This window comes from Rhizobium sp. CECT 9324 (assembly GCF_918741265.1).
Lineage (GTDB): Bacteria > Pseudomonadota > Alphaproteobacteria > Rhizobiales > Rhizobiaceae > Allorhizobium.
Window position 1 is genome coordinate 370,624 of the sequence record NZ_CAKKMZ010000001.1, and the last position, 24,492, is coordinate 395,115.

General features: G+C 61.9%; 23 protein-coding genes, 1 tRNA gene and 1 riboswitch. Of the genes, 8 read left to right on the plus strand and 16 right to left on the minus strand.

Translation table 11 applies throughout. From position 1 onward, the window contains the following. The first annotated feature begins 69 nt into the window (after window positions 1-69). Window positions 70-753, plus strand: a complete 684-nt coding sequence (locus tag LQ231_RS01710; protein ID WP_007601544.1) for a response regulator transcription factor — start codon at window positions 70-72, stop codon at window positions 751-753. A gap of 210 nt (window positions 754-963) precedes the next feature. Beyond that, window positions 964-1,419 (plus strand): cyclic nucleotide-binding domain-containing protein, encoded by a 456-nt coding sequence (locus LQ231_RS01715; RefSeq protein WP_230170042.1) that lies wholly within the window; start codon window positions 964-966, stop codon window positions 1,417-1,419. A gap of 13 nt (window positions 1,420-1,432) precedes the next feature. Here LQ231_RS01715 and LQ231_RS01720 read toward each other — a convergent pair whose 3' ends face one another. The 6 genes from LQ231_RS01720 to tesB form a co-directional block, all read right to left on the minus strand. Then, window positions 1,433-2,236, minus strand: a complete 804-nt coding sequence (locus LQ231_RS01720) for an exodeoxyribonuclease III (protein WP_230170043.1) — start codon at window positions 2,234-2,236, stop codon at window positions 1,433-1,435. Window positions 2,237-2,348: 112 nt separating this feature from the next. Beyond that, window positions 2,349-3,005 carry an outer membrane lipoprotein carrier protein LolA gene (locus tag LQ231_RS01725; RefSeq protein ID WP_230170044.1) on the minus strand — a complete coding sequence of 219 codons (657 nt, stop codon included), beginning with the start codon at window positions 3,003-3,005 and terminating at the stop codon, window positions 2,349-2,351. Between the two features lie 106 nt (window positions 3,006-3,111). Then, window positions 3,112-5,790: a DNA translocase FtsK gene (locus LQ231_RS01730; protein WP_230170045.1), complete on the minus strand. Its 2,679-nt coding sequence runs from the start codon at window positions 5,788-5,790 to the stop codon at window positions 3,112-3,114. A gap of 232 nt (window positions 5,791-6,022) precedes the next feature. Beyond that, window positions 6,023-7,384, minus strand: a complete 1,362-nt coding sequence (locus LQ231_RS01735; RefSeq protein ID WP_230170046.1) for an ammonium transporter — start codon at window positions 7,382-7,384, stop codon at window positions 6,023-6,025. 27 nt (window positions 7,385-7,411) lie between these two features. Continuing rightward, window positions 7,412-7,762: a P-II family nitrogen regulator gene (locus LQ231_RS01740; protein WP_007601534.1), complete on the minus strand. Its 351-nt coding sequence runs from the start codon at window positions 7,760-7,762 to the stop codon at window positions 7,412-7,414. 217 nt (window positions 7,763-7,979) lie between these two features. Beyond that, entirely contained in the window at window positions 7,980-8,864 is an 885-nt protein-coding gene (tesB, locus tag LQ231_RS01745; protein ID WP_230170047.1) for an acyl-CoA thioesterase II, read from the minus strand. 56 nt (window positions 8,865-8,920) lie between these two features. Between tesB and LQ231_RS01750 the strand changes: the two genes are divergently transcribed. Further along, window positions 8,921-10,162, plus strand: coding sequence for a ubiquinone biosynthesis hydroxylase (locus LQ231_RS01750; RefSeq protein WP_290371340.1), 1,242 nt, complete (start codon window positions 8,921-8,923; stop codon window positions 10,160-10,162). A gap of 68 nt (window positions 10,163-10,230) precedes the next feature. Here the strand turns inward: LQ231_RS01750 and LQ231_RS01755 are convergent, their stop codons facing one another. The 4 genes from LQ231_RS01755 to LQ231_RS01770 form a co-directional block, all read right to left on the minus strand. Then, window positions 10,231-10,422 (minus strand): Trm112 family protein, encoded by a 192-nt coding sequence (locus LQ231_RS01755; protein WP_113142858.1) that lies wholly within the window; start codon window positions 10,420-10,422, stop codon window positions 10,231-10,233. Window positions 10,423-10,429: 7 nt separating this feature from the next. Continuing rightward, window positions 10,430-11,107, minus strand: coding sequence for an LON peptidase substrate-binding domain-containing protein (locus LQ231_RS01760; protein ID WP_230170048.1), 678 nt, complete (start codon window positions 11,105-11,107; stop codon window positions 10,430-10,432). Between the two features lie 92 nt (window positions 11,108-11,199). Next, a complete protein-coding gene (gene trxA / locus LQ231_RS01765) occupies window positions 11,200-12,177 on the minus strand; it encodes a thioredoxin (protein WP_230170049.1) in 978 nt (325 codons plus the stop codon). A 67-nt stretch (window positions 12,178-12,244) separates the two neighbouring features. Next, on the minus strand, window positions 12,245-12,781 hold the full coding sequence (locus LQ231_RS01770) for a prolyl-tRNA synthetase associated domain-containing protein (RefSeq protein WP_230170050.1): 537 nt from the start codon (window positions 12,779-12,781) through the stop codon (window positions 12,245-12,247). A 268-nt stretch (window positions 12,782-13,049) separates the two neighbouring features. On the opposite strand from LQ231_RS01770, the gene LQ231_RS01775 reads away from it, so the two are divergent. Then, window positions 13,050-13,124 (plus strand) — tRNA-Gly (locus LQ231_RS01775). A 125-nt stretch (window positions 13,125-13,249) separates the two neighbouring features. On the opposite strand, the gene LQ231_RS01780 is transcribed toward LQ231_RS01775, so the two are convergent. The 5 genes from LQ231_RS01780 to LQ231_RS01800 all read right to left on the minus strand — a co-directional run bounded on the left by LQ231_RS01780 (window position 13,250) and on the right by LQ231_RS01800 (window position 17,964). Beyond that, the gene (locus LQ231_RS01780; protein ID WP_230170051.1) at window positions 13,250-14,260 is read right to left on the minus strand and encodes an aldose epimerase family protein; all 1,011 of its coding nucleotides are present in this window, start codon (window positions 14,258-14,260) and stop codon (window positions 13,250-13,252) included. Between the two features lie 34 nt (window positions 14,261-14,294). Continuing rightward, window positions 14,295-15,479, minus strand: coding sequence for a VWA domain-containing protein (locus LQ231_RS01785; protein ID WP_230170052.1), 1,185 nt, complete (start codon window positions 15,477-15,479; stop codon window positions 14,295-14,297). A gap of 6 nt (window positions 15,480-15,485) precedes the next feature. Then, window positions 15,486-15,950, minus strand: a complete 465-nt coding sequence (locus LQ231_RS01790) for a GNAT family N-acetyltransferase (RefSeq protein WP_230170053.1) — start codon at window positions 15,948-15,950, stop codon at window positions 15,486-15,488. A 2-nt stretch (window positions 15,951-15,952) separates the two neighbouring features. After that, the gene (gene metA / locus LQ231_RS01795) at window positions 15,953-16,876 is read right to left on the minus strand and encodes a homoserine O-succinyltransferase (protein WP_230170054.1); all 924 of its coding nucleotides are present in this window, start codon (window positions 16,874-16,876) and stop codon (window positions 15,953-15,955) included. 92 nt (window positions 16,877-16,968) lie between these two features. Beyond that, a riboswitch (SAM riboswitch) is annotated at window positions 16,969-17,046 on the minus strand. Between the two features lie 75 nt (window positions 17,047-17,121). Further along, the gene (locus tag LQ231_RS01800) at window positions 17,122-17,964 is read right to left on the minus strand and encodes a MoxR family ATPase (RefSeq protein WP_230170055.1); all 843 of its coding nucleotides are present in this window, start codon (window positions 17,962-17,964) and stop codon (window positions 17,122-17,124) included. Between the two features lie 406 nt (window positions 17,965-18,370). Between LQ231_RS01800 and LQ231_RS01805 the strand changes: the two genes are divergently transcribed. The 4 genes from LQ231_RS01805 (at window position 18,371) to LQ231_RS01820 (ending at window position 21,387) form a co-directional block, all read left to right on the plus strand. After that, complete coding sequence (locus tag LQ231_RS01805) at window positions 18,371-18,652, plus strand: cold-shock protein (RefSeq protein WP_113142892.1); 282 nt, start codon at window positions 18,371-18,373, stop codon at window positions 18,650-18,652. Beyond that, window positions 18,616-18,756, plus strand: coding sequence for a hypothetical protein (locus LQ231_RS01810; protein ID WP_230170056.1), 141 nt, complete (start codon window positions 18,616-18,618; stop codon window positions 18,754-18,756). Before LQ231_RS01805 ends, LQ231_RS01810 begins: the two co-directional genes overlap by 37 nt. A gap of 144 nt (window positions 18,757-18,900) precedes the next feature. Beyond that, window positions 18,901-19,551: a thiamine diphosphokinase gene (locus LQ231_RS01815; RefSeq protein ID WP_230170057.1), complete on the plus strand. Its 651-nt coding sequence runs from the start codon at window positions 18,901-18,903 to the stop codon at window positions 19,549-19,551. Between the two features lie 3 nt (window positions 19,552-19,554). Beyond that, window positions 19,555-21,387, plus strand: coding sequence for an ABC-F family ATP-binding cassette domain-containing protein (locus tag LQ231_RS01820; protein ID WP_230170058.1), 1,833 nt, complete (start codon window positions 19,555-19,557; stop codon window positions 21,385-21,387). Window positions 21,388-22,652: 1,265 nt separating this feature from the next. Here LQ231_RS01820 and LQ231_RS01825 read toward each other — a convergent pair. Further along, window positions 22,653-24,443 (minus strand): ABC transporter ATP-binding protein/permease, encoded by a 1,791-nt coding sequence (locus tag LQ231_RS01825; RefSeq protein WP_230170059.1) that lies wholly within the window; start codon window positions 24,441-24,443, stop codon window positions 22,653-22,655. Window positions 24,444-24,492: the final 49 nt, after the last annotated feature.

Genomic DNA, 24,492 nt, shown 5'->3' on the forward strand with positions numbered 1-24,492 from the left:
AAAGCCATAATTGCCTGAAGATAAGAGCATAAGCCTTCGAAAATACGACCCAATCTGGAAGGATCAAGGATGACGGCGCGGACCATTCTGCTCGTGGATGACGACGAGGATCTGAGGCAGATCCTCGTCGAACAGCTCTCGCACTATGAAGAGTTCCAGCTTCTGCAGGAAAACAATGCCACGCGCGCCATGCAGACGGCAAAGACCAGCCAGGTCGACCTGCTGATCATGGATGTCGGCCTGCCGGATATGGATGGGCGCGAGGCGGTCAAGCTGTTGCGCAAGGGCGGCTTCAAGTCGCCGGTGATCATGCTGACTGGCCACGATACCGATTCCGACACGATCCTCGGCCTGGAAGCCGGCGCCAATGATTACGTCACCAAGCCATTCCGCTTTGCCGTCCTGCTCGCCCGCATCCGCGCCCAGCTGCGCCAGTTCGAGCAGAGCGAGGACGCGACCTTCGGCGTCGGTCCCTATCTGTTCAAGCCCAGCCAGAAGCTGCTGACCACCGACGACGGCAAGAAGATCCGGCTGACCGAAAAGGAATCGGCGATCATCCGCTATCTCTACCGCGCCGGCCAGAAGGTGGTCACGCGCGACGTGCTGCTGGAGGAAGTCTGGGGCTACAATTCCGGCGTCACCACCCATACGCTGGAAACCCATGTCTATCGGCTGCGCCAGAAGATCGAGCGGGATCCGTCGAATGCCGAGATCCTGGTCACCGAGAACGGCGGCTACAAGATCATTCCCTGAAATCGGCCCAGATATCGGTCTTGCTATCGGCCTTCATTCCGGCTCTGGCCTGTCCCTTGTCCGCAGCCGGCATCGGACAGCCGGGGATGATGCGTGCGCATGGCTCGTCTCGCCTGCGCTTTTGCGCTAAGGCTTGAGCACCGCTGCCAGACTGGCGGTGACTTTGCCAGGACTTTGCGACGACTTGGCGGCTTGCGACGGGAGAGCTTGATGGCACTGAGCGACGATATCGATCTGCTTTCGGCGGTGCCGCTGTTTTCCGGCCTCGATAAGGATCAATTGCGTCTGGTCGCCTTCGGCGCCGAACATCGGCAGATCGCGACGGGCCAGGTGCTGTTTCGCGAAAAATCGCCGGCCGAATGCGCCTATGTTGTGGTCAGCGGCACGCTGGAACTGCATGTCATCGGCCGTGGCGGCAAGTCTCGGCTCGAGACCACGGTCGGCCCGGGTTTCATGCTGTCCGAGCTTGCGCTGGTCACCATGGTCGAGCGCAAGTTCACCGCCGTTGCGAGCCAAGACGTCGACGTTATCCGCATCACCCGGGCAATGTTTCACAGACTGTTGGAAGAATACCCGTCGATGGCCCGCCATGTCGAGGCGCGCATCAAGCAGTCCATCAGCGCACTGGTCGACGGCACGGCCGCCATGGCAGGCCGCTTCGAATAAACATAGCCTGCTATCAGATATCGAACGTCGCTGTGACCGGCACATGGTCGGACGGCTGGTTCCAGCCGCGCGCTTCCTTCAGGATATCGACGCGCCTGAGCAGCGGCGCCAGATCGGCCGACGACCAGATATGGTCGAGGCGGCGACCCTTGTTGGCGGCGGCCCAGTCCTTGGCGCGGTAGCTCCACCAGGTGTAGAGCTTCTCGCTGTCCGGCACATGCTGGCGCATCAGGTCGACCCAGTTGCCCTGGCGCATGATCTCCAGCAGGCCTTCGGTCTCGACCGGCGTGTGGCTGACGATCTTCAGCATCTGTTTGTGCGACCAGACGTCGTGCTCGAGCGGTGCGATGTTCAGGTCGCCGACCAAAACCGACGCCGTGCCCGGCTCGCCATCGGCCGACAGCGCCTTCATTTCGGCGATGAAGTCGAGCTTGTGGCCGAATTTCGGGTTGATCTCGCGATTGGGCTCGTCGCCGCCGGCGGGGACGTAGAAATTGTGCAGGCGAATGCGGCGGCCGGCCCATTCGAACACAGCCGAGATGTGGCGGCTGTCGCCGACGCCGCAATAGTCCTGGCGGTGATCCTCGGTCAGCGGCAGGCGCGAGCAGATGGCAACGCCGTGATAGCCCTTCTGGCCATGCAGGACGATGTTCGTGTAGCCGAGTGCGGCGATCTGCTCAGCGGGGAACTGGTCGTTCTGGCACTTGATCTCCTGGAGGCAGAGAATGTCCGGGCTTGTCTGCCTGAGGAAATCCTCGACGATCGGCAGGCGCAGCCGCACCGAATTGATGTTCCAGGTGGTTATCGAAAGCGTCATGGCGGTTGTTCCCCAGATGTCTTCCGTTCTTAGGAAGTTTCACCCGCAATGAACAGGAAAAGGCGGCGGGACATTTCTGTCCGCCGCCTTTCTCCACAAGTGAGACTTGCAATCAGCGTTGCTGGTTGTGAACGTCCGCATAGGGAATTTCAAAGACGGTCTGGTCGAAATCGACACCCGTCTGGACGTTGAAAATCATCACCGACGTGTCTTTTTTCTGCAGGTCGGTGATCGTCCACTGGCGCAGTTCGAAGGTCTTCGGGTCGAACATCAGGGTGATCGTCGAATCGCCGAGCAGCGTCTTGTCGCCCAGCACGATTGTGGTGAGGTCAGCCTCTTCCTTGACGTCGCGGACCATCTTGTTGCCCAGGTCGATGCGCTCGGCCAAAAGCAGGCTGAGCGGCGTCTTCGACAGCGGATAAAGATCCCAGGTCTTCAGCTTGGTATTGCCGATCACGACATTCTTGCCGTCGGCGATCACGCGCATCGGCGACGGCTTCTCGTAGTTGAAGCGCAGCTTGCCGGGACGCTGGATGAAAAACTTGCCGCCGGTCTGCTCGCCACGCGGGCCGAACTGGACAAATTCGCCCATCATGTTCTTCACGCTGGAGAAATGGTCGGCGATCTTCTGGGCGGCATCGGTCGCGGCAAACGCAGGCATAGGCGGCAGGGCGGCATAGGCCATGAAAGCTGCAGCGCCCAGGACGAACTGGCGACGGCTGGTCAACGCAGGCAGGAAGGCCTCGCGTTCTGCATTATCTTCACTCATCCGGTACTCCTTCATATGCGTGCATGTCTTGCCGAAAAAGGCGGCGGCTTCATGACGCAAGCCTGCGCGTCCAGTGCGGCAACTCGTCCCAGTCGCAGTTGTTCCATCACCTTTCGATGTCGGATTCGGTTGGCACGAGGATCTCGCGCTTGCCGGCGTGATTGGCCGGCCCGATGATGCCTTCCTTCTCCATGCGCTCGATCAGCGAGGCGGCACGGTTGTAGCCGATGCCGAGGCGGCGCTGGACATAGGAGGTCGACGCCTTGCCGTCACGCAGCACGATGGCCACCGCCTGGTCATAGGGATCGTCGGATTCCGACAGGTTTGAGGTGCCGGTCGGGCCACCGCCGTCCTCGCCTTCGTCATCGTCGACGGTAATCGCTTCCAGATATTGCGGTGAGCCCTGGGTCTTCAGATAGGCGACGATTTCCTCGACCTCGGTGTCGGACACGAACGGTCCGTGCACGCGCTGGATGCGGCCACCGCCGGCCATGTAGAGCATGTCGCCCATGCCGAGCAGCTGTTCGGCCCCCTGCTCGCCGAGAATGGTGCGGCTGTCGATCTTCGACGTCACTTGGAAGGAGATGCGGGTCGGGAAATTCGCCTTGATCGTGCCGGTGATGACATCGACAGACGGGCGCTGCGTCGCCATGATCACATGGATGCCCGCCGCACGTGCCATCTGTGCCAGACGCTGCACGGCGCCTTCGATGTCCTTGCCGGCGACCATCATCAGGTCGGCCATCTCGTCGATGATCACGACTATATAAGGGATCGGCTGCAGGTCGAATTCTTCCGTCTCGTAGATCGCCTCGCCTGTCTGGCGGTCGAAGCCGGTCTGGACCGTGCGGGTCAAGACCTCACCCTTTTCCAGCGCCTGCTCGACGCGGCTGTTGAAGCCGTCGATATTGCGCACGCCGATCTTCGACATCTTCTTGTAGCGCTCTTCCATCTCGCGCACGGTCCATTTCAAGGCCACGACGGCCTTTTTCGGATCGGTGACGACGGGAGACAGCAGGTGCGGGATGCCGTCATAGACTGAGAGTTCGAGCATTTTCGGATCGATCATGATCAGCCGGCATTTTTCCGGCGACAGGCGGTAGAGCAGCGACAGGATCATGGTGTTGATCGCGACAGACTTGCCCGATCCGGTGGTACCGGCGACCAAAAGATGCGGCATCTTGGCAAGGTCGGCGATGACAGGTTCGCCGCCGATTGTCTTGCCGAGCGCCATGGCGAGCTTGGCCTTGTTGCCGTCGAAGTCCTTCGAGCCGATCAGTTCGCGCAGATAGACGGTCTCGCGCGTCTGGTTGGGCAATTCGATGCCGATCGCGTTGCGCCCGGGCACGACGGCGACACGGGCGGCGATCGCGCTCATCGAGCGGGCGATATCGTCGGCAAGGCCGATGACGCGCGACGACTTGATGCCCGGTGCCGGCTCCAGTTCGTAGAGCGTGACGACGGGGCCGGGACGCACATGGATGATCTCGCCCTTGACGCCGAAGTCGTCGAGCACGCCTTCGAGCAGGCGGGCATTGTGTTCCAGCGCCTCGGCCGACAGCGTCGCGTCGCGGGCAACCGCACGCGGTTCGGCCAGCAGATGCACCGAAGGAAGCTGGAAACCGTCCGGGCGCAGCAGCGAGCCCTGCGCATCGCGCTCGACCCGGGCGCCGGGCTTGGGGCGGCTGGCGGGCGCGGAGACGCGCGGCGAACTGCGACCGGCGCCAAGATTGCGCGATGGGGCCGCGGGGGCAGAATTCCAGTCGTCCTCGTCATCCGGCAGGATTCCGGCCGGACGGGGCATGTCATCCATGTCGAACGCGCCATCGTCATCGTCGAAATGGCCGCTGGTCATCGGCGGTGGCGAGACGATGGATCGCGTTGTGGCGCGCGGCGCGCCATCGAGCACCGGTTCCTGGCGGGCATGCAAGGCGGGCGCCTTCGGCCGGCTCGGCTCGTTCAAAGTGCCGAATTCGTCATCGTTGAAGTCGTAGGGCTGGTCGAAGTCGCGGCGGCTGCGCTCGGCCGGCTTTAGGCCGAACAGCCGGCGCATGCGCGCCCGCGTCGTGTACCAGTTGTGGGCAATCGCGCCGAGCGCCAGGGCAATCGGACCTTCCGGCTCATCCTCGTCATCGGCCTCGATCGATTGCGCCATGCTGCGGCTCTTGTCCGCCGGGGCTTTGATCTGGGGCGCATGGATCTCCGGCTCGCTGCGCCCGATGATGCCGGCGGCAAACAGCATCAGCCACGCGGTCGGCGCGGCAAGGATGGCCCCCATCACCAAGGCGAATGTACCGGTCGGATAGGCACCGATGAACAGAGCCGGGAAGCGCAGGATCAGGTCGCCGAGAACCCCACCCGTACCGCTCGGCAGCGGCCATGTCAGCGGCGGCGGAAAGCAGCCGACGGTGGCGGCGGCCACCAGTGCGCCCACCAGCCAGGCGGCGAGGCGAGCCGGCACGCGGGTCAGTCTGCGTCCGCCGATCAAGGCGAAGGACCAAGCGAGCACTGGCAACAGCGCCAGCAGACTGGCAAGGCCGAAGAATTGCATCATCAGATCGGCAAAGACCGCACCCCAGAGACCGAGGATGTTGGTTGGCTGATTGTCGGTCGCATAGGACAGGCTCGGATCCGCGACATTCCAGGTGGCCAGCGATGCAACCGCGAGAACCAGCAGCAGGAAAAGGCCGAAACCGGCCAGCGAGAGCATCTGACGCACTACGAAAGCAGTCAGCACGAAGCGAGCCGGGTGATCGGGAAGCGCTGCCGAATTTCCTCTGTCCATGTGATTGCCTGCCCGTCCACGTGAGGTCACTGCTACGCCTTGCGCCGGCTGGGGAACCGGCATGGCTTTACGATACCCTACAGGCCCGAGGGTTAATGTGGCATTAACCATGGTGGGCCGATCGGCCCACAGGCAGGCCGAAACAGGATTTGCGCACAAAAAACGCCCGGGCCTTGCGGTCCGGGCGTTCATGATGCTGGCGAGGTGACCGCGCCGGAGCGCGATCCGTCTCTTAGTTGTGGTAGGCAGCTTCGCCGTGCGAGGCGAGGTCGAGACCTTCGCGCTCGGCTTCGACCGGAACGCGCAGGCCAACGATGACGTCGGTGATCTTGAACAGGATGACCGAACCGACACCGCACCATACGACGGTGACGAGCACTGCCTTTACCTGGGTGAAGAACTGCGCACCCATGGTCACGCCGTCTGCGTAGCCGATGCCGCCGAGCGAGGACGAGGCGAAGATGCCGGTTGCCAGCGCGCCGAACAGACCGCCGATACCATGGACGCCGAAGACGTCAGCGGTGTCGTCGTAGCCGAACTTGTTCTTGATCACGGAGACGAAGAAGTAGCACAGCGGGGAGACGATCAGGCCCATGACGATCGCGCCCATCGGGCCGGCAATGCCGGCAGCCGGGGTGATGACGACCAGACCGGCGATCATGCCGGAAGCCGCGCCCAGCATGGATGCCTTGCCGCGGGTGAAGGTTTCGACGATCGACCAGGACACAACAGCGGCAGCCGTTGCAACGAAGGTGTTGATCGTGGCGAGCATGGCGCCGCCGGTGGCTTCGAGGTTCGAGCCGGCGTTGAAGCCGAACCAGCCGAACCAGAGCATGGCCGCACCAACCAGGGTGAGGGTCATGGAATGCGGAGCCATCATGTCCTTGCCGTAGCCGGTACGCTTGCCGACCATGATCGCGCCAACCAGACCGGCAACACCGGCATTGATGTGCACGACGGTACCGCCGGCGAAGTCAAGCGCGCCCCAGCCGAAGATCAGGCCGTTTGCGTCCCAGACCATGTGGGCGATCGGGAAGTAGATGAAGGTGACCCAGAGCAGGCAGAAAAGAACCGATGCCGAGAACTTGATGCGTTCGGCAAAGGCGCCGACGATCAGGGCCGGGGTGATGGCGGCGAACGTCATCTGGAAGACGATGAAGATGTATTCCGGAATGACGGCGTCCGAGAAGGTTGCCGCCGTGCTGTCCGGCGTGACGCCGGCCAGGAAGAGCTTGGCGAAGCCGCCGAAATACGGGTTCGTCGATCCGCCGAAGGCGAAGGAGTAGCCGTAGAGAACCCATGCGATCATGATCGCAGAGCCGATAACCGTGCACTGCATGAGAACGGAGAGCATGTTCTTGGCGCGCACGAGACCGCCGTAGAACAGGGCAAGGCCCGGGATCAGCATGAACAGGACGAGGATGGTGCAGACGAACATGAAGGCGGTGTCGCCCTTGTTCGGAACCGGTGCGGCAGCGACCGCCTCGGCAGCAGCAGGTGCTGCTTCCTGCGCGAAGGCGACAACCGGCGCCAGCATTGCTGCCGACGCGGCGCCAATGCGCAGCAATGTGGAATTCAACTTGGCAAATGACATCAGAAAAAACTCCCCTAGCGGCCGTTCTTACAGAGCTTCGGTATTGGTTTCGCCGGTGCGGATACGCACGGCCTGATCAATCGGATAGACAAAGATCTTGCCGTCGCCGATCTGACCCGTCTTGGCCGACGATGCGATGGCTTCGACTGCCTTGTCCGCAAGCTCGGAGGACACTGCGATTTCGATCTTCAGTTTCGGCAGAAAGCTGACGGCATATTCGGTGCCGCGGTAGATTTCAGTATGTCCCTTTTGGCGTCCGTATCCCTTGACCTCGGTCACGGTCAGGCCCTGGATGCCCACAGCGGTGAGGGCTTCGCGCACCTCGTCCAGCTTGAACGGCTTTATGATAGCCATCACAATCTTCATCTGGTTTCCCATCCTTTGCTTGTCCTCGGCGCGGGGCCGACTCTCCTTGACGCTGGCTAGATCAATTCGCCGAGCGACCAGCCCTTGCCATTCAAACTATGTGCCAGTTTGGAAGATGGGAAATAAGTTATTGAAATGTAAAGGATATAAAGATGCGATCTAATAAACAGGCAAATGAACGGGCGCTGGGCGCATAAAATATGTGCAAAAAAACAAAATAGCCCGCGTTTTAATCATTTGCTCTTTTGCGGATCAACCCCTCCTGGGCGACCGACGCGACGAGCCGGCCATCCCGGGTGAAAATGCTGCCGCGGGTCATGCCGCGCGCACCGGCCGCACTCGGGCTGTCCTGGGTATAGAGCAGCCAGTCGTCGAGCTTGCAGGGCCGGTGGAACCACATCGCATGATCGAGGCTGGCCACCTGAAGCTCCGGATCGAAGATCGACGTGCCATGCGCATACAGCGAGGTGTCGAGCAGCGTCATGTCGGAGAGATAGGCAAGGATCGCTGCCTGATAGTGCTTGTCCTCGGGAACGAAGCCGGCGGCGCGGACCCAGATATGCGCCTGCGGGTCGAGCTTTTCCTTCGACAGGTAATGCACCATAGACACGGGACGGATTTCGATCGGCCGTTCCCGGCCCCAGTATTTTTTCACCGTGTCCGGAGCCCTGGCGAGAAAAGCCTCGCGAAATTCCATCTCGCCCATCAGTTGCTCAGGCTGCGGCACATCGGGAATGGCGGCCTGGTGGTCGAAACCCGGTTCCGCGAGCTGGAAGGAGGCGGACATGGAGAAGATGGCCTTGCCGTGCTGGATCGCCACGACCCGGCGGGTGGTGAAGCTCGCACCGTCGCGAATGCGTTCGACCTGATAGACGATCGGTACCGAGGGATCGCCGGGCCGCATGAAATAGGCATGCAGTGAATGCACCAGGCGATCTTCGTCGACGCAGCGCTGCGCTGCCATCAGCGCCTGGGCTATCACCAGCCCGCCGAAGACGCGTTGCCAGCCATTCTGTGGGCTGTTGCCGCGAAACAGGTTTTCCTCAAGCTTTTCCAGATCGAGGCGTTCGATCAGGTCCCGCATCGGTTTCGTCTGTTCATGTGGCTGCGACATAATGCATTGCTCCGCTTATAGGCACCCGTTCAAGGCTGATCTATATAGGTGGCAGAATGTCTACAAGAGCAAAGGATTTCGCCATGCTGGATGTGCTGGTTGTCGGCGGCGGCTATGTCGGTCTTTCGGTTGCGGTTGCGATCAAGCAGGCTGCGCCGCATCTGAATGTCGAGGTGATCGAGGCGGCCCCGGAGACTGCCTGGACAAAGGATCCGCGCGCATCCGCCATCATCGCCGCTGCAACCAAGATGCTCGTAGTGTTTGGTCTCTGGGACCGTATCCAGCCGGATGCCCAGCCGATCAACCGGATGATCGTCACCGATTCGAAGACCTCCGATCCGGTGCGCCCGGTGTTTCTCACCTTTGACGGCGCCGTCGAGGACGGGCGGCCCTTTGCCCACATGATCCCGAATGTCAGCATGGTGGCTGCCCTGCGCGATGCCTGCGCCACGGCTGGTATCGTGATCCGCCATGGTCTGCGCGCGACTGGTTTTCGCGACACCGGCCCGTCGGCCGAACTGACGCTCTCGGATGGTACCACGGTTGCCGCCCGCCTCGTCGTCGCCTGCGACGGCGTGCGCTCCAAGCTGCGCGATCTGGCCGGGATCAAGACCGTTACCTGGAATTACAATCAGTCCGGCATCGTCACCACGGTTGAGCATGAGCGCCCGCACGAGGGCGTGGCGGAAGAGCATTTCCTGCCGGCCGGTCCATTTGCCATCCTGCCGCTCAAGGGCAACCGCTCTTCGCTGGTCTGGACCGAGCGCACCGCCGATGCAGACCGTCTGGTCGCCTCGGACGACCTCGTTTTCGAGGCCGAGCTGGAGCGGCGCTTCGGCCACAAGCTCGGCCAGATCCGCGCGACCGAGGATCGCCGCGCCTTCCCGCTCGGGCTGACGCTGGCGCGTGCCTTTGTCGCGCCGCGGCTGGCGCTGGCGGGTGACGCGGCGCATGGCATTCATCCGATCTCCGGCCAGGGTCTCAATCTCGGCTTCAAGGATGTCGCGGCACTCGCCGAAACCGTCGTCGAGGCCGACCGGCTCGGGCTCGACATCGGTTCGCTCACCGTGCTCGAGCGCTACCAGACCTGGCGGCGGTTCGACACCTTCCGCATGGGCGTGACCACAGATGTGCTCAACCGCCTGTTTTCCAACGACAGCACGCCGGTCCGGGTCTTGCGGGATCTCGGCCTCGGGATCGTCGATCGCCTGCCGAGCCTCAAGGGTTATTTCATCCGCGAGGCGGCCGGCACATCGGCCGGCGGGGCGCCGCGGCTGCTGTCCGGCCAGTCTATCTGAAGGAATTCCTGTACGGCCGGTGTCAGCAGCGAGCGCTCGGCACCGCCCTGCACGGTGTCAGCGACCGCTCAGTCTTCCAGCTTGCGGGCTTCCGATACCAGCATGATCGGGATCCCGTCCCGGATCGGATAGGCAAGCCGTGCCTTTTCCGAGATCAGTTCATTGTGTTCGCGATCGAATTTCAGCGTGTTCTGCGTCAACGGGCAGACCAGCAGCTCGAGCAGTTTCGGATCGATCAGGCTGATGCGGTTGTCGACCATGCATCACCTATTGCAGCATGCTGTCGGCATCGCCGAAGGTGCGCGCCAGCACGATTTCGGTAATGGCGATCAGCGTTTCGGCACGGGTCTTCAGATCCGGGGCTTCGAGAAGCGCCTGCTTTTCCGCCGGACCGAAAGGCGACATCATCGACAGCGAATTGACCAGCGTCACATTGCTGGCGCGCTCGACGCTTTCCCAGTCCGCTTCCAGCTTGTTGGCCTCGAGATAGGCGCGGAAGGCGGCAAGCAGGCCGACGCGATCGACCTGACCCTCGTCCTCGCTGCTGGTGAGGTCGGTCATGAAAGGGGCGATGTGGAATGTCCGGTAATGCTTGGAGCCTGCCACTTCCTCAAGCAGCCGGAACCGGCAGATGCCCGACAGCGAAATCACATAACGACCGTCACCGGTCTCGGTAAACGATGTGATGCGGCCGATGCAGCCGACTTGCGACAGGGCCGGGCGTTCCGGGAGGATATTGGTCTGCGGTTCGCTCATCGCCGGCTGGATCATGCCGATCAGCCGATTGCCGGAAAGTGCTGCGTCGAACAGCGCCAGATAGCGCGGTTCAAAGACATTCAGCGGCAACTGTCCGCCCGGCAAAAGCAGCACGCCGGAGATCGGAAAAACCGGGATCGTCTCCGGCAGGTCACCCGCGGTCAGATATCTGGCATTTCCCACTTGCATCGAAGCACATCCTGTCCGGTCACAGCCGGCATTCACTCACGCTTCTCTATGTGGATCGCGAGCGGCAAATCTCAAGGCCGCGCGCGGCTCCCTCACGAAAAGAGTATCGAGGACAGTTTGCGGCGCGCCATGATGGTGGCCGGATCCTTCGGTCCCCAGACCTCGAAAAACTGCAGCAGCTGGCGGCGTCCACCGTCGTCGTCATAGGCGCGATCGCGCCGCATGATCAGCAGCAGATGTTCGGCCGCTTCCTCGCGCCGGCCTTCGACATTGCGGATCTTGGCAAGCTTCATGCGCGCGTCATGATCGTCGGGATCGAGCGACAGCGTGTGTTCGAGCGCCACCGGGTCGCCGAGCTTGCGCGCCTCGTCGATCTGGTCGAGACGCTTCAATTGCGCCTGCACTTCCGGTGCCTTTGCCAGCTCTTCCGGCAATTGCGTCAGAAGCTCGCGGGCGCGGACATGCTGGTTGGCGACGATCATGCATTCGGCCATGCCGGCCAGCGCCTTGACATTGTCCGGATCGGCCTGGAGCACGGCGGCAAACAGCTGCGCCGCGCCGTCGATATCGCCTGCGGTCACCAGGCCTGCGGCTTCCTCCAGAACGGCGGCAATCTCGGCTGCCTGGTCGGCGCCTGCGGGGCCTGCGACCTTGTCGATGAACTGCTTCACCTGGCTTTCCGGCAGCGCGCCCATGAAGCCGTCGATCGGACGACCGTCGACAAAGGCGACGACGGCGGGGATCGACTGGATGCCGAGCTGGCCCGGTATGGCGGGATGGTCGTCGATGTTGAGCTTGACCAGCTTGACGCGGCCCTCGGCCTCGTTGACGGCCTTTTCGATCACGGGCGTCAATTGTTTGCATGGGCCGCACCAGGGCGCCCAGAAATCGACCAGAACCGGCTGCTGGCGCGATTCTTCCAGCACGTCCTTGGTGAAGCCTGCGGTCGTCGTATCCTTGATCAGCGCCGCTACGGGGGCGGGGGCGGCGGCTGGGCTGTCGCCGAATTGCGCCTTGGCCGTCATCTGCTGGTTGCCGTAACCGCCAAAGGGATTGCCGTAGTCGCTCATGTGCGTATCTCCCGCCTGTTATTCGCCCGCCTGATCAGGGCTGCTGAACTGCCTTAAAGATCGTATGTCAGGCTGTCACTTTCAAGACAAGCGGCTGATGTCCGGTTGCCTCGATGAAGCGCAGCAGATCCTGGCTGCCGATCGACGTTGTCGCATCATTCGACAGCGGATGTCCGTTGATGATGTCGTGTTTCATCAGATCCGCATCGAGCACGAAGGTGACGTTGTGGCCCGTATCGTTGATCGCGCCGAACGCGGTCACAGAACCCGGAGCCACACCGAGATATTCCATCAGCTTTTCCGGCTTGCCGAACGACACCTTGCTGGCAGCACCGATGATCGTGTGCACGGTCTTCAGGTCGACCACGGCGTTTTCCTCGACGGTCAATAGAAAGAACTGGTCCTTCTTGTCCTTGACGAAGAGGTTCTTGGTGTGGCCGCCGGGAATCTCGTCGCGAAGAGACACCGATTCGGCCACGGTGAAGACCGGCGCATGGCTCTTCGTCCTGTGCTCGATCTTCAGTTCATCGAGAAAGCGGAACAGGTCTTCCGCGGTCCTGGCATCGGCATTCTGCGGCGGGGCGATATCGGTATCAGCGGTCATTTTGGCATTCCTGTTGATGACTATTGCGGCAGGTCTAGCGGATTTCGCCGCCAGAGATAGGCCCGCCACCGACAACTGACAATCTAACGCGCGGCAAAAAAGCCCGCATTTTCTGGGGTTTGCGAGATTTTTTGAGCGACGCTACATTTTTTTCGCAGCAAACTTTCATTTCCCTGTTGCAATTGAAAATCGTTTGAGCGATATAGCGCCCGTCGCCGCAGAAACGGCGGCCCACGATCCACTGACTACCCCAGGATCGAGGTTATGAGCGGGTGTAGCTCAGGGGTAGAGCACAACCTTGCCAAGGTTGGGGTCGAGCGTTCGAATCGCTTCACCCGCTCCATTTTCTCCCAATCACGACATTGATGAAATTGGCACGCCATTGCGTGTTGCGTTTTGTATCCCGATTTCCCGTATCGTGAATGTCAGGACAGGCTCGCACGCGAACCTGTCCCTTCAAGCGCATAGTCAGCTCTTCGAAAACACGTAATCCGTTTCCTGGCGCAGCACCTCGCCCGGACGCAGGACCGCATTGGGGAAGCCCTCGTGGTTGATCGCGTCCGGCCAGGTCTGGGTTTCCAGGCAGAAACCGGCAAATGCGCCGTAGCGGCGGCCTTCAAGGCCCGGCACAGCCGGGTTGACCATGCCGCCGGCATAGAACTGCACGCCAGGTTCGGTGGTGCGGACTTCCACTGAAACGCCGGAATTGACGCTGCGGGCGAGCGCCACGCTGCGCTTTTCCGTGCGCTCGGTCGAGAAACAGAAATTGTGGTCATAGCCGAGCTGGGCGCCGTCCACGGCATGGCAGATCGGTCGCATCTCGCGGAAATCGAAGTCGGTGCCGGCCACCGCACGGATCTCGCCGGTCGGGATCAGATTTGCGTCGACCGGCGTATAGTGATCGGCAGCGATCATCAGGTCATGGCCGAGAATGTCGTCACGGCCGTCGAGATTGAAATAGGAATGGTGACAGACATTGGCGATGGTCGGCGTGTCGGTCGTGGTCTCGAAGAGGATCGACAATGTGCCTTCCGGCTTCAGCGTATAGGTCGTCGTGGTCCGCGTGGTGCCAGGATAGCCGGCGCGGCCGTCCGCGTCGCTGATCTCCAGCGTCACGCTGTTGTGCGACAGGCCGATGATCTTCCAGTTGCGCTTGCCCATGCCTTCGGAGCCGCCATGCAGATGGCTGACACCGCGTTCGTTGAGCTCGAGCTGGTAATCGGTGCCATCGAGCGTGAAGCGGCCGTTGCCGATGCGATTGGCGCAGCGGCCGGGCGTGGCGCCGAAATAGGGCGAGTGGTTGAGGTAGCCGTCGAGCGTGTCGAAACCGAGCACCAGCGGCGCGTCATGGCCGTCCAGGCGCAGATCCTGCAGCGCTGCACCATAGGTGATGATCGAGGCCGTCAGGCCGCCGCCGGTCAGCGTCACCTGGTCCACCGTCTCGCCGTTTGCCGTCTGTCCGAATGCCTGCCTTGCCATGTGTCTCTCCCGGTATTCCGATTGCTCTTCTATTTTATCGTGCCAGTTCGCGGGCCGCCGCCTCCAGGCCGCCCAGCGTCAGGGAAAACATCCTGTTCTCCACCAACCGGCGAATCAATCCGACCGACATCGTATAGTCCCATTGCGGCTCGGTGAGTGGATTGATCCACAGGTGCCGGCGGAAATGTCCGGTCAGCCGCTCAAGCCAGACGGCGCCGCTTTCGCTGTTCCAGTGTTCGACCGAGCCACCGGGCTGGGTGATCTCATAGGGGCTCATCGACGCATCCCCGACAAAGATCAGCCGATAGTCCGGGCCGTAGGTGCGGATGATATCGCCCGTCGCGATCGTATCGGCATGGCGGCGGCGATTGTCCTTCCACACCCGTTCATAGGGGCAGTTGTGGAAGTAGAAATAGTCCATGTGGCGGAACTCGGACCGGGCGGCGGAAAACAGTTCCTCGACGCCCTTGATATGATCGTCCATCGAGCCGCCGATATCGAAGAACATCAAGAGCTTGACCGCATTCTTGCGCTCGGCCTGGGTTTTCACGTCGAGATAGCCGTGTTCGGCGGTGGCGCGGATCGTGCCGGCCAGGTCGAATTCCTCGGCCGCCCCCTGCCGGACGAAACGGCGCAGCCGGCGCAAGGCGACCTTGATATTGCGGGTTCCCAGTTCGACACTGTCGTCGAGATTGCGGAATTCGCGATTGTCCCAGACCTTCACCGCACGGCGGTGGCGGCTCTCTTCCTGGCCGATGCGAACACCTTCCGGATTGTAGCCATAGGCACCGAAGGGCGAGGTGCCGGCCGTGCCGATCCATTTCGAGCCGCCCTGGTGGCGCTCCTTCTGCTCGGCAAGCCGCTGTCTCAGCGTCTCCATCAGTGCATCGAAACCGCCGAGCGCCTCGATCAGTTTCTTGTCCTCGTCGGAGAGGTGCTTTTCGGCAAGGCGGCGCAGCCATTCGTCGGGGATGGCAACCGTCTCGACGCCGTCGCCTGCCGGCGCGGATAAAAGGCCGCCGAAGATTTCGCCGAACACCCGGTCAAAACGGTCGATGAAACGCTCGTCCTTGACCAGCGTGGTGCGGGCGAGAAAATAGAAACCATCAATATCGTAGTCGACCAGCCCTGCCTGCATGCCCTCCAGCAGCGACAGATATTCCCGCAGCGTGACCGGGACCTTCTCTTGTCTGAGCCGCAGGAAGAAAGGCAGGAACATCGGCGTTCAGAGGTTCTTCTGGTAGATGATGAAGGGCGTCTTGTCGGCGATCCTGTCATAAAGCTTGCGGGCTGTCCCATTGAATTCCTGGGTCATCCAGTAGACCTCCCTGGCATTTTCCCCTTCGGCAACCCGATAGACCGCCTCGATCAATGCCCGACCGATGCCTTTGCCGCGAATGTCCGGGTCGGCATAGAGGTCCTGCAGATAGCAGATGTTGTCGATATGCCAGCAGGAGCGATGAAAGAGGATATGGGCAAGGCCGACGGGCCTGCCGCCGACCCATGCCAGCAGCCCGCGATATTCGCCGGCATCGCCGGAGATCAGCCGGGCAAAGGTCGCCTGGTAGATCTCCTCCGGCAGTTCGGTCTCATAGAAGGCCAGATAAGCCTTCCACAGACGCCGCCAGTCGGCCTCGTCGGCTGCGGTGAGCGGTCGGATGTCCACCGGTGCTGCGTCTGCATTGGCCATGGCTACAAATCCTTGCCGATCTCGTCCAGATCATAGGGTGTCGTCTGGTAGATCTCGTTGATCCAGTTGCCGAATAACAGATGCGCATGGCCGCGCCAGCGATTGAGCGGCGCCAGCGTGTCGTCGTTATGCGGGAAATAGTTGTGCGGCATCTTGATCGGGATGCCGGCATTGACGTCGCGGAAATATTCATCCGCCAGCGAGGTGGAATCATATTCGACGTGGTTGAACATATAGAGACGCTTGGCGCGATCTTCCTGCACCAGGCAGACGCCCATTTCGTCGGATTCGAGCAGGATGTTCAGGCTCTTTTCCCTCTCGATGTCGGCACGGCGGACTTCCGTCCAGCGTGACACCGGAACCTGGAAATCATCCGAAAAGCCGTTCAGGAACACCGAGGATGGCGCGAGGTTGCGATGGCGGTAGACGCCGAACGCCTTTTCCTTCAGCGGGTGCTTCAGAACCTTGTGAAAATGATGGATCGCCGCCATCGCGCCCCAGCAGACATTCATCGACGAATGCACATGCGTCTCGGTCCAGTCGAAGATCTGCGCCATCTCGTCCCAGTAGGTCACGTCCTCATAGGGCATGGTCTCGACCGGCGCGCCGGTGACGATGAAGCCGTCGAACTTGCGCTCCTTCACCTCGTCCCAGGTCTGGTAAAAGGACAGGAGATGCTCTTCGGACGTATTCTTCGCCTTGTGGCCGCCGACGCGCACGAGGGTCAGCTCGACCTGCAGCGGCGAGGCGCCGATCAGGCGGGCAAATTGCAGCTCGGTCTTGATCTTGTTCGGCATGAGATTGAGCAGGCCGATCTGCAGCGGGCGGATGTCCTGGCGGACGGCCACCGTTTCGGTCATCACCCGCACGCCCTCATGCACGAGGGTCTCAAAGGCGGGCAGTGTATCGGGAATCCTGATCGGCATCTTGCTCTCAACTTTCCGTGTCGCGACGGTGCTTGACCGCCAAAACAAAAATACCGGCAGCTTTGCATATCGCTACCGGTCCTCGGAAAGTCTTGGAACTTGCCTCGGCCCTTTAGCGACTTATTTTACGTGGCTGCAAGCCGGCCGGCCAAATCACCACGAAACACCCGCGCTGTTTACGCCTGTCATGCCTGCAAATCAACGAAAAAACATGTGGCAACGCAGCGCGTGAAAGTGGGTGCGCGCTAGCGCCCCTCTCGCCGCGCCAGGAAAGCGAGCCGCTCGAAGAGATGCACGTCCTGCTCGTTCTTCAACAGCGCGCCATGCAGTTTCGGCAGCGCCTGTTTCGGATCGCCGCGCAGGTCGGCCGGATCGATATCCTCCGAAACCAGCAGCCGGATCCAGTCGAGCGCCTCCGAGGTCGACGGTTTCTTGCGCAGGCCGGGCGTCTCGCGGATCTCGTAGAACTGGGTCAGCGCATTGCGCACCAGTGTCTGCTTGATGCCCGGATAATGCACTTCGACAATGCGGGCGAGCGTGTCTGCCTCGGGAAAGCGGATATAGTGGAAGAAGCAGCGACGCAGAAATGCGTCCGGCAATTCCTTCTCGTTGTTCGAGGTGATGATGACGATCGGCCGGACCCTGGCTTTGACCAGTTCGCCGGTCTCGTAGACATGGAATTCCATGCGGTCGAGTTCCTGCAGCAGGTCGTTGGGAAACTCGATATCCGCCTTGTCGATCTCGTCGATCAGCAGCACGCATTTCTTGTCTGAGGCGAAGGCCTGCCAGAGCTTGCCGCGGCGGATGTAGTTGCCGACGTCATTGACGCGTGGATCGCCGAGCTGGCTGTCGCGCAGCCGCGACACGGCATCGTATTCGTAGAGACCCTGCTGCGCCTTGGTCGTCGACTTGACGTTCCATTCAATCATGTCGAGACCGAGGGCTGCCGCCACCTGGCGCGCCAGTTCGGTCTTGCCGGTGCCGGGCTCGCCCTTGACCAACAACGGCCGCTCCAGCGCAATCGCGGCATTGACCGCGATCATCAGATCCTTGTCGGCCACATAATCGGCGGTCCCGGTGAACTGCATTGTCTGTCTGCCCCATGCCATTCCATGCCATATCTGGTGCAAAACCTAGTGAGCCGGACCGGTTCATGCAAGCGCAAGCCGGCCGTCGACGTAAGGGATCGGTGGTCCCGTCATGCAAGATAAAGCTTGTATTTATGCGGAAATCTGACAGTCTGAAGGGACTTCAGTTTCACATGTCCAGTTGAGGCGCGTCTCCCCCCACAGGGACGGGATCACCGGCGCCGGATGTGTCAGATTATTCTTCCTTGATCACAACAAAGCCGACCACCGTCCTGCGGTCGTCGCCACCAGCCGCCGCAAGGGCGGATCTGCGTGCTTTTTGAAACAGAAACTGCCCCCGGTATGCGAACAGCGCGTCCGGGCGGCTTTGCTACACCCGCAGCACCGGCGCGCGGAGGAGACCCTGATGAGTGGACATAAATTTAAAATCGGCGACATGATCTTCCTGAAGGATGGCCCTGTCCGCGTGGCGCGGACGCCGGGCGTCTGCAAGATCACCGCGACGCTGCCCGAGACCGGCGGCAAACGCCAATACCGCGTGCGCTTCGAAGCCGAGAATTTCGATCGTTGCGTCGCCGAAGACGATATCGACCCCACCCGCAGCCAGACGCCGAAACAGGCGCCGGCCCATATACAGAAGGAACAAGGTCCATGGCTAAAGGTCAACAGCGTTCGAACCGCGAAGTAAGAAAGCCGAAGAAGGACAAGGACAAGCCCGCCTCTTCCGCGCCGGTCTCGAGCTTCACCAACCAGATGAAGACGGCCGAAACCTCCGGCACCAAGAAGCGCTGAGCCATTTCGGCCCTTTAAGCGAACAGCACGATCCGCGGCAACGGTCTGCGTTGCCGCGCTTTCATGCTGTGATCGGCATCCTGTGATCCGACATCGTGCGATCCGGCTTTTGCTTTTGGCCCAAGATGGGTTATGGGCAGAGCCATGATGCAGCGCATTTTCACCATCCTTCTCGGCGGGCTTGTCGAACCGACCGACCGGCTGAAGGCCGCGGTCGCTGAAAGCCGTGTGATTGCGGCCGATGGCGGCATGCGCCATGCGCTGGCGCTCGGCCTCAAGCCCGAGCTCTGGGTCGGCGATTTCGACAGTTCTGACGATCTGCCCGTCGAGGATTTCCCCGACGTACAGCGCATGCCCTATCCGGCGCGCAAGGCCTCGACCGATGGCGAGATCGCCGTCGATGAGGCGCTCGCGCGTGGGGCCTCACGGTTGATCCTGGCCGGTGCGCTCGGCGGCGAACGCTCCGATCATGCGCTGATGCATCTTCTCTCGGCGGTGGCGCTGGCCAAGCGCGGGGTCGATGTGGTGATGAGCTCTGGTCTCGAAGAGGCCTATCCGCTGCTGCGTCAGCCGCTGGTGATCGACCTGCCCAGGGGCTCGCTGTTTTCCGTCCTCGGTCTCACCGATCTTGCCGGCCTGACGATCGAGAATGCCCGTTATCCGCTTGCCAACTACGATCTTGCCTTCGGATCGTCGCGCACCATTTCCAACGTCGCGGACGGTCCCGTGCGGTTTTCGCTGACAAGCGGTGACGCGGTGATCCTTGCCCGCCCTCATGACATGACCGGAGCCTGAGCCTTGGCGCCTCCCATTCTGAAACTCGACGACATATTCCTCTCCTTCGGCGGAGCACCCTTGCTCAACGGCGCCAATCTGCAGATCGAACCGGGCGACCGGATCTGCCTGGTCGGCCGCAACGGTTCGGGCAAGTCGACGCTGATGAAGATCGCCGCCGGCCTGGTCGAGGCGCAGTCGGGCGAGGTCTTCCGCCATCCGTCCTCGACGATCCGCTACCTTGAACAGGCCCCCGATTTCGGCAGCTACACCACGGTCCAGGCCTATGCCGAAGCCGGTCTTGGGCCGGGCGACGATCCGTATCGTGTGACCTATCTGCTCGAGCATCTCGGCCTGACCGGCCAGGAAGATCCGGCCAGCCTGTCGGGCGGCGAGGCGCGGCGTGCAGCGCTTGCACGCGTCATGGCACCCGAGCCCGACATCCTGATGCTGGACGAGCCGACCAACCATCTCGATCTGCCGACCATCGAATGGCTGGAAGGCGAACTCTCCAAGAGCCGCAGCGCCCTGGTGGTGATTTCGCATGACCGGCGGTTTCTCGAAAAGATCTCGACCGCTACCGTCTGGCTCGACCGCGGCCTGTCGCGGCGCCTGGCGCGCGGCTTTGCCTTTTTCGAGGAATGGCGCGACAAGGTGCTGGAAGAGGAAGAGATCGAGCAGCACAAGCTCGGCAAGCAGATCGAGCGCGAGGAGCACTGGCTGCGCTACGGCGTCACGGCACGGCGCAAGCGCAACATGCGCCGCCTCGGCAATCTGCAGAGCCTGCGCGCCGACTATCGCGGCCACAAGGGACCGCAGGGCACGATCCAGGCCGGCGCCACCGAGGGTCGCGAAAGCGGCAAGCTGGTGGTCGAGGCCGACAAGATCACCAAGGCTTACGGCGACCGGACCATTGTCGCGCCGTTTTCGATCCGCGTGCATCGCGGCGACTGCATCGGCCTGATCGGCCCGAACGGCGCCGGCAAGACGACATTGCTGAAGATGCTGACCGGCCAGATGAAGCCGGATTCGGGCAAGATCAAGCTTGGCACCAATCTCGAGATCGCCGTGCTCGACCAGAAGCGCGAGGATCTCAATCCGGACGATACGCTGGCAAACTACCTGACCGACGGCCGCGGCGAGAACCTGCTGGTCAATGGCGAGCAGAAGCATGTCACCGGCTATATGAAGGAATTCCTGTTCCAGCCGGAACAGGCACGCACCCCGATCCGCAACCTGTCGGGCGGCGAGCGGGCGCGGCTGATGCTGGCGCGGATCATGGCCAAGCCGTCCAACCTCTTGATCCTCGACGAGCCGACCAATGACCTTGACATCGAGACGCTCGACCTGTTGCAGGAAATCGTCGCCGGTTATTCGGGCACCGTCATCCTGGTCAGCCATGACCGCGACTTCCTCGACCGCACCGTGACCTCGACGATCGCGCCGGCCGATCCGGAAAACCCGGATGGCCGCTGGATCGAATATGCCGGTGGTTATTCCGACATGCTGGCGCAGCGCAAGGGCGTCGAGGACGAGCGCAAAAAGGCGGAGAAAGCCGAGAAGGCGAAAGCCCAGGAGGCCTCGGGCAAGCCGGCCGAGAGCGGCAGCGTAAAGAGCCGGGGCAAATTGTCCTTCAAGCAGAAGTTCGCGCTGGAAAACCTGCCGAAGGAGATGGAAAAGGCGCAGAAGCAGATCGCCGCCCACGAGGCGAAGATGGCCGATCCCAAGCTGTTCACCAAGGATCCGGCGACCTTCAACACGCTCGCCGCCGAGACCGAAAAGCTGCGCGCCAGTGTGACGCGCATGGAAGAGGAATGGCTCGAGCTGGAAATGCTGCGCGAGGAACTGGAAGGGTAGGGGGCGATACTTGCCTGCCGGGCCTGGAGCGCGGATGTATCCGGGGATTGTCCCACTGACGATACCGGCTGCCTCTGGATACCCCCCTCTGCCCTGCCGGGCATCTCCCCCACAAGGAGGGAGATCGGCAGGTGGCTGGCCGCTCGTCCAACCGGATAGCTTGTGCAAATGAGGCCGGTGCGACGAGGAATTTCTGACTGTCGGTGTTTTGTCGCCCTTGCACCAAGGTCACCATCCTCTCCCTTGCGCCGAGGTCTCGGTGATCTCCCCCCGTGTGGGGGAGATGTCGGCGGAGCCGACAGAGGGGGGCGAACTGGCGCTGACGGCTGCCGGCAAGACTGTTGCTACGGCCACGCTTCGACTTCCATCCACATGGTTCAACGTCCTCTTCATCACTCAGAACCTTCAAAAATCCCATGCCAATACACCGGTCGGACTTTCCTCCTCCGGGGATGGTGGCAGTCTCGGACAGGGCGCCAGAAGCAACCTGTTGAATAATTTATATGGCTCCTTCCGGCGCCCCGTTCGGCGATTTTTGCCGGTTGCATGCGTCTCTCTGGCAAGGCGGCTTTGGCCGACGAAACTTGGCGTCTCGTCGTCAACCGGGCGCGGGTCCGAAACGTCTCGTTGAGACGTCCTGGCCGGGTGCCCGGGAGGTTTCAGGTTTCCGGCGGATGTGCGCACATCCCGACCTGACCCTCGCCCGGGGAGCGGGTCATTTGCGATCCCAGCTCCCGCCGTCTTTGTCACCAGATCCGTTTGACCGGATCCGGCGCCTTGTTTGTGTGCCCCTGAGGCACGCCCGATGGCCGTTGGGATCGAGGCTGGCTCAAACCATCCGAGGTTTTCACCATCCACCGTCCCGCCACCGGAGGGAGACCGTTGCATCCGGCCCGGAGGGTCTGGCCAGCGACAGCCGCGCCCTCCGGCGCCGGTTCCGCTTCGCCGGGCTCGCAATCCCCGGTGTATCCGAAAGCGGAACGGAGGGGAGTATGGCACAGCTCAAAACCAGGGGGATGAAATGGGGGCAGTTTTATTGAAAACGTTGGGGAATTTGAAAAAGTCATCCCCGCGGGAGGTGGTTTTTTGGCGGTTTGGCGGGTGAGCCCCCTCATCCGCCCTTCGGGCACCTTCTCCCTCGAGGGGAGAAGGAAGTCACTGCCCACCCTTGCCGTCCGCTTTGCGGCGACTTCTTCCGCTCAGGCGGCGCGGGGCCGCGCGCCGGCCTTGTAAAACCAGTATACGGGACGGCGGACAGACGTTGATCAATCCACCAGCGCTTCGGCAGCATGACCGGTGCGTTCCAGATGCAGCAGCCTTGGATTGGTGGCCCGGAGATAGGCGGCGGAGCGGCCGATATAGAGGAGTGTCGCGTCACCGAGTTCGCCGAGGATGCGGCATAGCCGCTCTTCGGTGGCGGGTTCCAGGCCTTCGAGGACGTCATAGAAGACCACCCAGCGCGGCTTGCGCAGGAGAATATTGGCGAAGGCCAGCGCCATCTGTTCGTCCTTGTCGAGCACGCGGTCCCAGCGGGCGCGGTCATCGAGGCGCCGGACCAGTTCGTCGAGGCCGACGCGGGTGAGTGCGGCACCCAGTTCGGCATCGGTGAAGCTGGCAGAGGGCGCCGGATAGGCGAGCAGGCTGCGCAGACGGCCTTCCGGCAGGTAGCCGACCTGCGGCACGAAGAGGATTTCCTCGTTGGCCGGCAGCGTGATGCTGCCTTCGCCGAAGGGCCAGAGGCCCGCCAGCGCATTGAACAGAAGCTTGCGGTTCACACCCTGATCGCCATTGACCATGATTTGTTCGCCGGCCTTGATGGTGATCTGGCGTTCCTTGAGGCGGAAGGCACTTTCGCAGGCATCACCGTTGACCCGAACGCAGATCTCGAGCGCATCGAGATCGACCTGCCCTGGCTTGCCGCTTGCCACCGCGATGCGACCAGCCGTCGGGACTTGCCGGTCGAGATCCATCAGGGCGGCGCGAAAGACGGTGACGCGCATCAGGGCGGCGCGCCAGTCGGCGATGGCGCCGAAATTGTCGACATACCAGCGCAGCGCCGAATAGACCTGGGTGAAGGCGGCGGCCGCCATCATCAGGCCGCCGAAGCTCATCGGGCCCGCGAAATAGGCGGGCGAGGCGATCAGGATCGGCACGATGATCGCCAGCCAGCCGAAGCCGGCGGTGACCCAGGTGAGATTGGTCAGCGCCATGGCCAGATGGCGGATCGAGCCGATGACCGTGTCGAGCGTCTGGTGGATATGGCGGCGTTCGGTTTCCTCGCCGCGGGCGAGTGCGATCGCCTCGAGATTTTCGTTCGCCCGCATCAGCGAAAATCGCAGCTCGGCCTCGCGGGCGTAACGATCGGCATTGAGCCGCGAGAGCTTGGTGCCGACAAGCTGGCTGAGCAGCGAGGCTGCGAGCGCATAGAGGATGGCGCCCCAGACCATGTAGCCGGGGATGGCAAAGCTGTATGTGCCGACATGAAAGGTGAAATTGCTCGACAGGTTCCACAACACGCCGATGAAGCTGACGAGAAGGATGGTCGACTGGACCAGGCCAATGGTCAGCGAGGTGGTCATTTCGGCGAGTTTGCGCGCGTCTTCATGCAGGCGCTGGTCGGGATTGACGCCGAGCGGGCTCGACATCGACAGGCGGAAGGCCCGCCTGTCCGTCAGCCACTGGTCGACGACATCGCGCGACAGGCCCTCGCGCATATAGAGCGCCGTCATCTGGTTGAGCCAGGTCTGGATGACATTGAGCAGCAGCAGGAAGCCGGCGATGAAGGCGAAGTTGCGCAATTCGTTGAGGAAGGCTGAAAGATCGCGCCGTTCCAGCGCGTTGTAGAAGGGTGCATTCCACTGGTTGAGAAGTACCGTGCCGTAGGCGGTGAGAAGAATGATGCCGAGCAGGGCGGTGGCGAACGCCAGAATGCGGTTGCGCACCGCCGACTGCCAGAAACTGTCCAGGGCTATCGAAAGCTGGCGGTTGAAGCTCAGTTCGGCAGCCGGCAGCGTGCCCTCGGCAGCGCTCTGCTGTTCGGTATGAAAGGTTACCATGCGCACTCATCCCATCGATCGCAGACAAGGTCTAGCATGCAGGGCTTGC

Excerpts from the sequence above, each read along its gene's own strand:
- LQ231_RS01710 (WP_007601544.1), top strand. The coding sequence starts at position 70 with ATGACGGCGCGGACCATTCTGCTCGTGGATGACGACGAGGATCTGAGG.
- LQ231_RS01815 (WP_230170057.1), top strand. The coding sequence starts at position 18,901 with ATGATGCAGCGCATTTTCACCATCCTTCTCGGCGGGCTTGTCGAACCG.
- LQ231_RS01750 (WP_290371340.1), top strand. The coding sequence starts at position 8,921 with ATGTCTACAAGAGCAAAGGATTTCGCCATGCTGGATGTGCTGGTTGTC.
- LQ231_RS01730 (WP_230170045.1), bottom strand. The coding sequence starts at position 5,790 with ATGGACAGAGGAAATTCGGCAGCGCTTCCCGATCACCCGGCTCGCTTC.
- tesB (WP_230170047.1), bottom strand. The coding sequence starts at position 8,864 with ATGTCGCAGCCACATGAACAGACGAAACCGATGCGGGACCTGATCGAA.
- LQ231_RS01805 (WP_113142892.1), top strand. The coding sequence starts at position 18,371 with ATGAGTGGACATAAATTTAAAATCGGCGACATGATCTTCCTGAAGGAT.
- LQ231_RS01735 (WP_230170046.1), bottom strand. The coding sequence starts at position 7,384 with ATGTCATTTGCCAAGTTGAATTCCACATTGCTGCGCATTGGCGCCGCG.
- LQ231_RS01780 (WP_230170051.1), bottom strand. The coding sequence starts at position 14,260 with ATGGCAAGGCAGGCATTCGGACAGACGGCAAACGGCGAGACGGTGGAC.
- LQ231_RS01800 (WP_230170055.1), bottom strand. The coding sequence starts at position 17,964 with ATGCAGTTCACCGGGACCGCCGATTATGTGGCCGACAAGGATCTGATG.
- LQ231_RS01760 (WP_230170048.1), bottom strand. The coding sequence starts at position 11,107 with ATGCAAGTGGGAAATGCCAGATATCTGACCGCGGGTGACCTGCCGGAG.
- LQ231_RS01720 (WP_230170043.1), bottom strand. The coding sequence starts at position 2,236 with ATGACGCTTTCGATAACCACCTGGAACATCAATTCGGTGCGGCTGCGC.
- LQ231_RS01790 (WP_230170053.1), bottom strand. The coding sequence starts at position 15,950 with ATGGCCAATGCAGACGCAGCACCGGTGGACATCCGACCGCTCACCGCA.
- LQ231_RS01725 (WP_230170044.1), bottom strand. The coding sequence starts at position 3,005 with ATGAGTGAAGATAATGCAGAACGCGAGGCCTTCCTGCCTGCGTTGACC.
- LQ231_RS01770 (WP_230170050.1), bottom strand. The coding sequence starts at position 12,781 with ATGACCGCTGATACCGATATCGCCCCGCCGCAGAATGCCGATGCCAGG.
- LQ231_RS01740 (WP_007601534.1), bottom strand. The coding sequence starts at position 7,762 with ATGGGAAACCAGATGAAGATTGTGATGGCTATCATAAAGCCGTTCAAG.
- LQ231_RS01825 (WP_230170059.1), bottom strand. The coding sequence starts at position 24,443 with ATGGTAACCTTTCATACCGAACAGCAGAGCGCTGCCGAGGGCACGCTG.
- LQ231_RS01755 (WP_113142858.1), bottom strand. The coding sequence starts at position 10,422 with ATGGTCGACAACCGCATCAGCCTGATCGATCCGAAACTGCTCGAGCTG.
- LQ231_RS01785 (WP_230170052.1), bottom strand. The coding sequence starts at position 15,479 with ATGTTCCTGCCTTTCTTCCTGCGGCTCAGACAAGAGAAGGTCCCGGTC.
- LQ231_RS01810 (WP_230170056.1), top strand. The coding sequence starts at position 18,616 with ATGGCTAAAGGTCAACAGCGTTCGAACCGCGAAGTAAGAAAGCCGAAG.
- metA (WP_230170054.1), bottom strand. The coding sequence starts at position 16,876 with ATGCCGATCAGGATTCCCGATACACTGCCCGCCTTTGAGACCCTCGTG.
- LQ231_RS01715 (WP_230170042.1), top strand. The coding sequence starts at position 964 with ATGGCACTGAGCGACGATATCGATCTGCTTTCGGCGGTGCCGCTGTTT.
- trxA (WP_230170049.1), bottom strand. The coding sequence starts at position 12,177 with ATGAGCGACTACGGCAATCCCTTTGGCGGTTACGGCAACCAGCAGATG.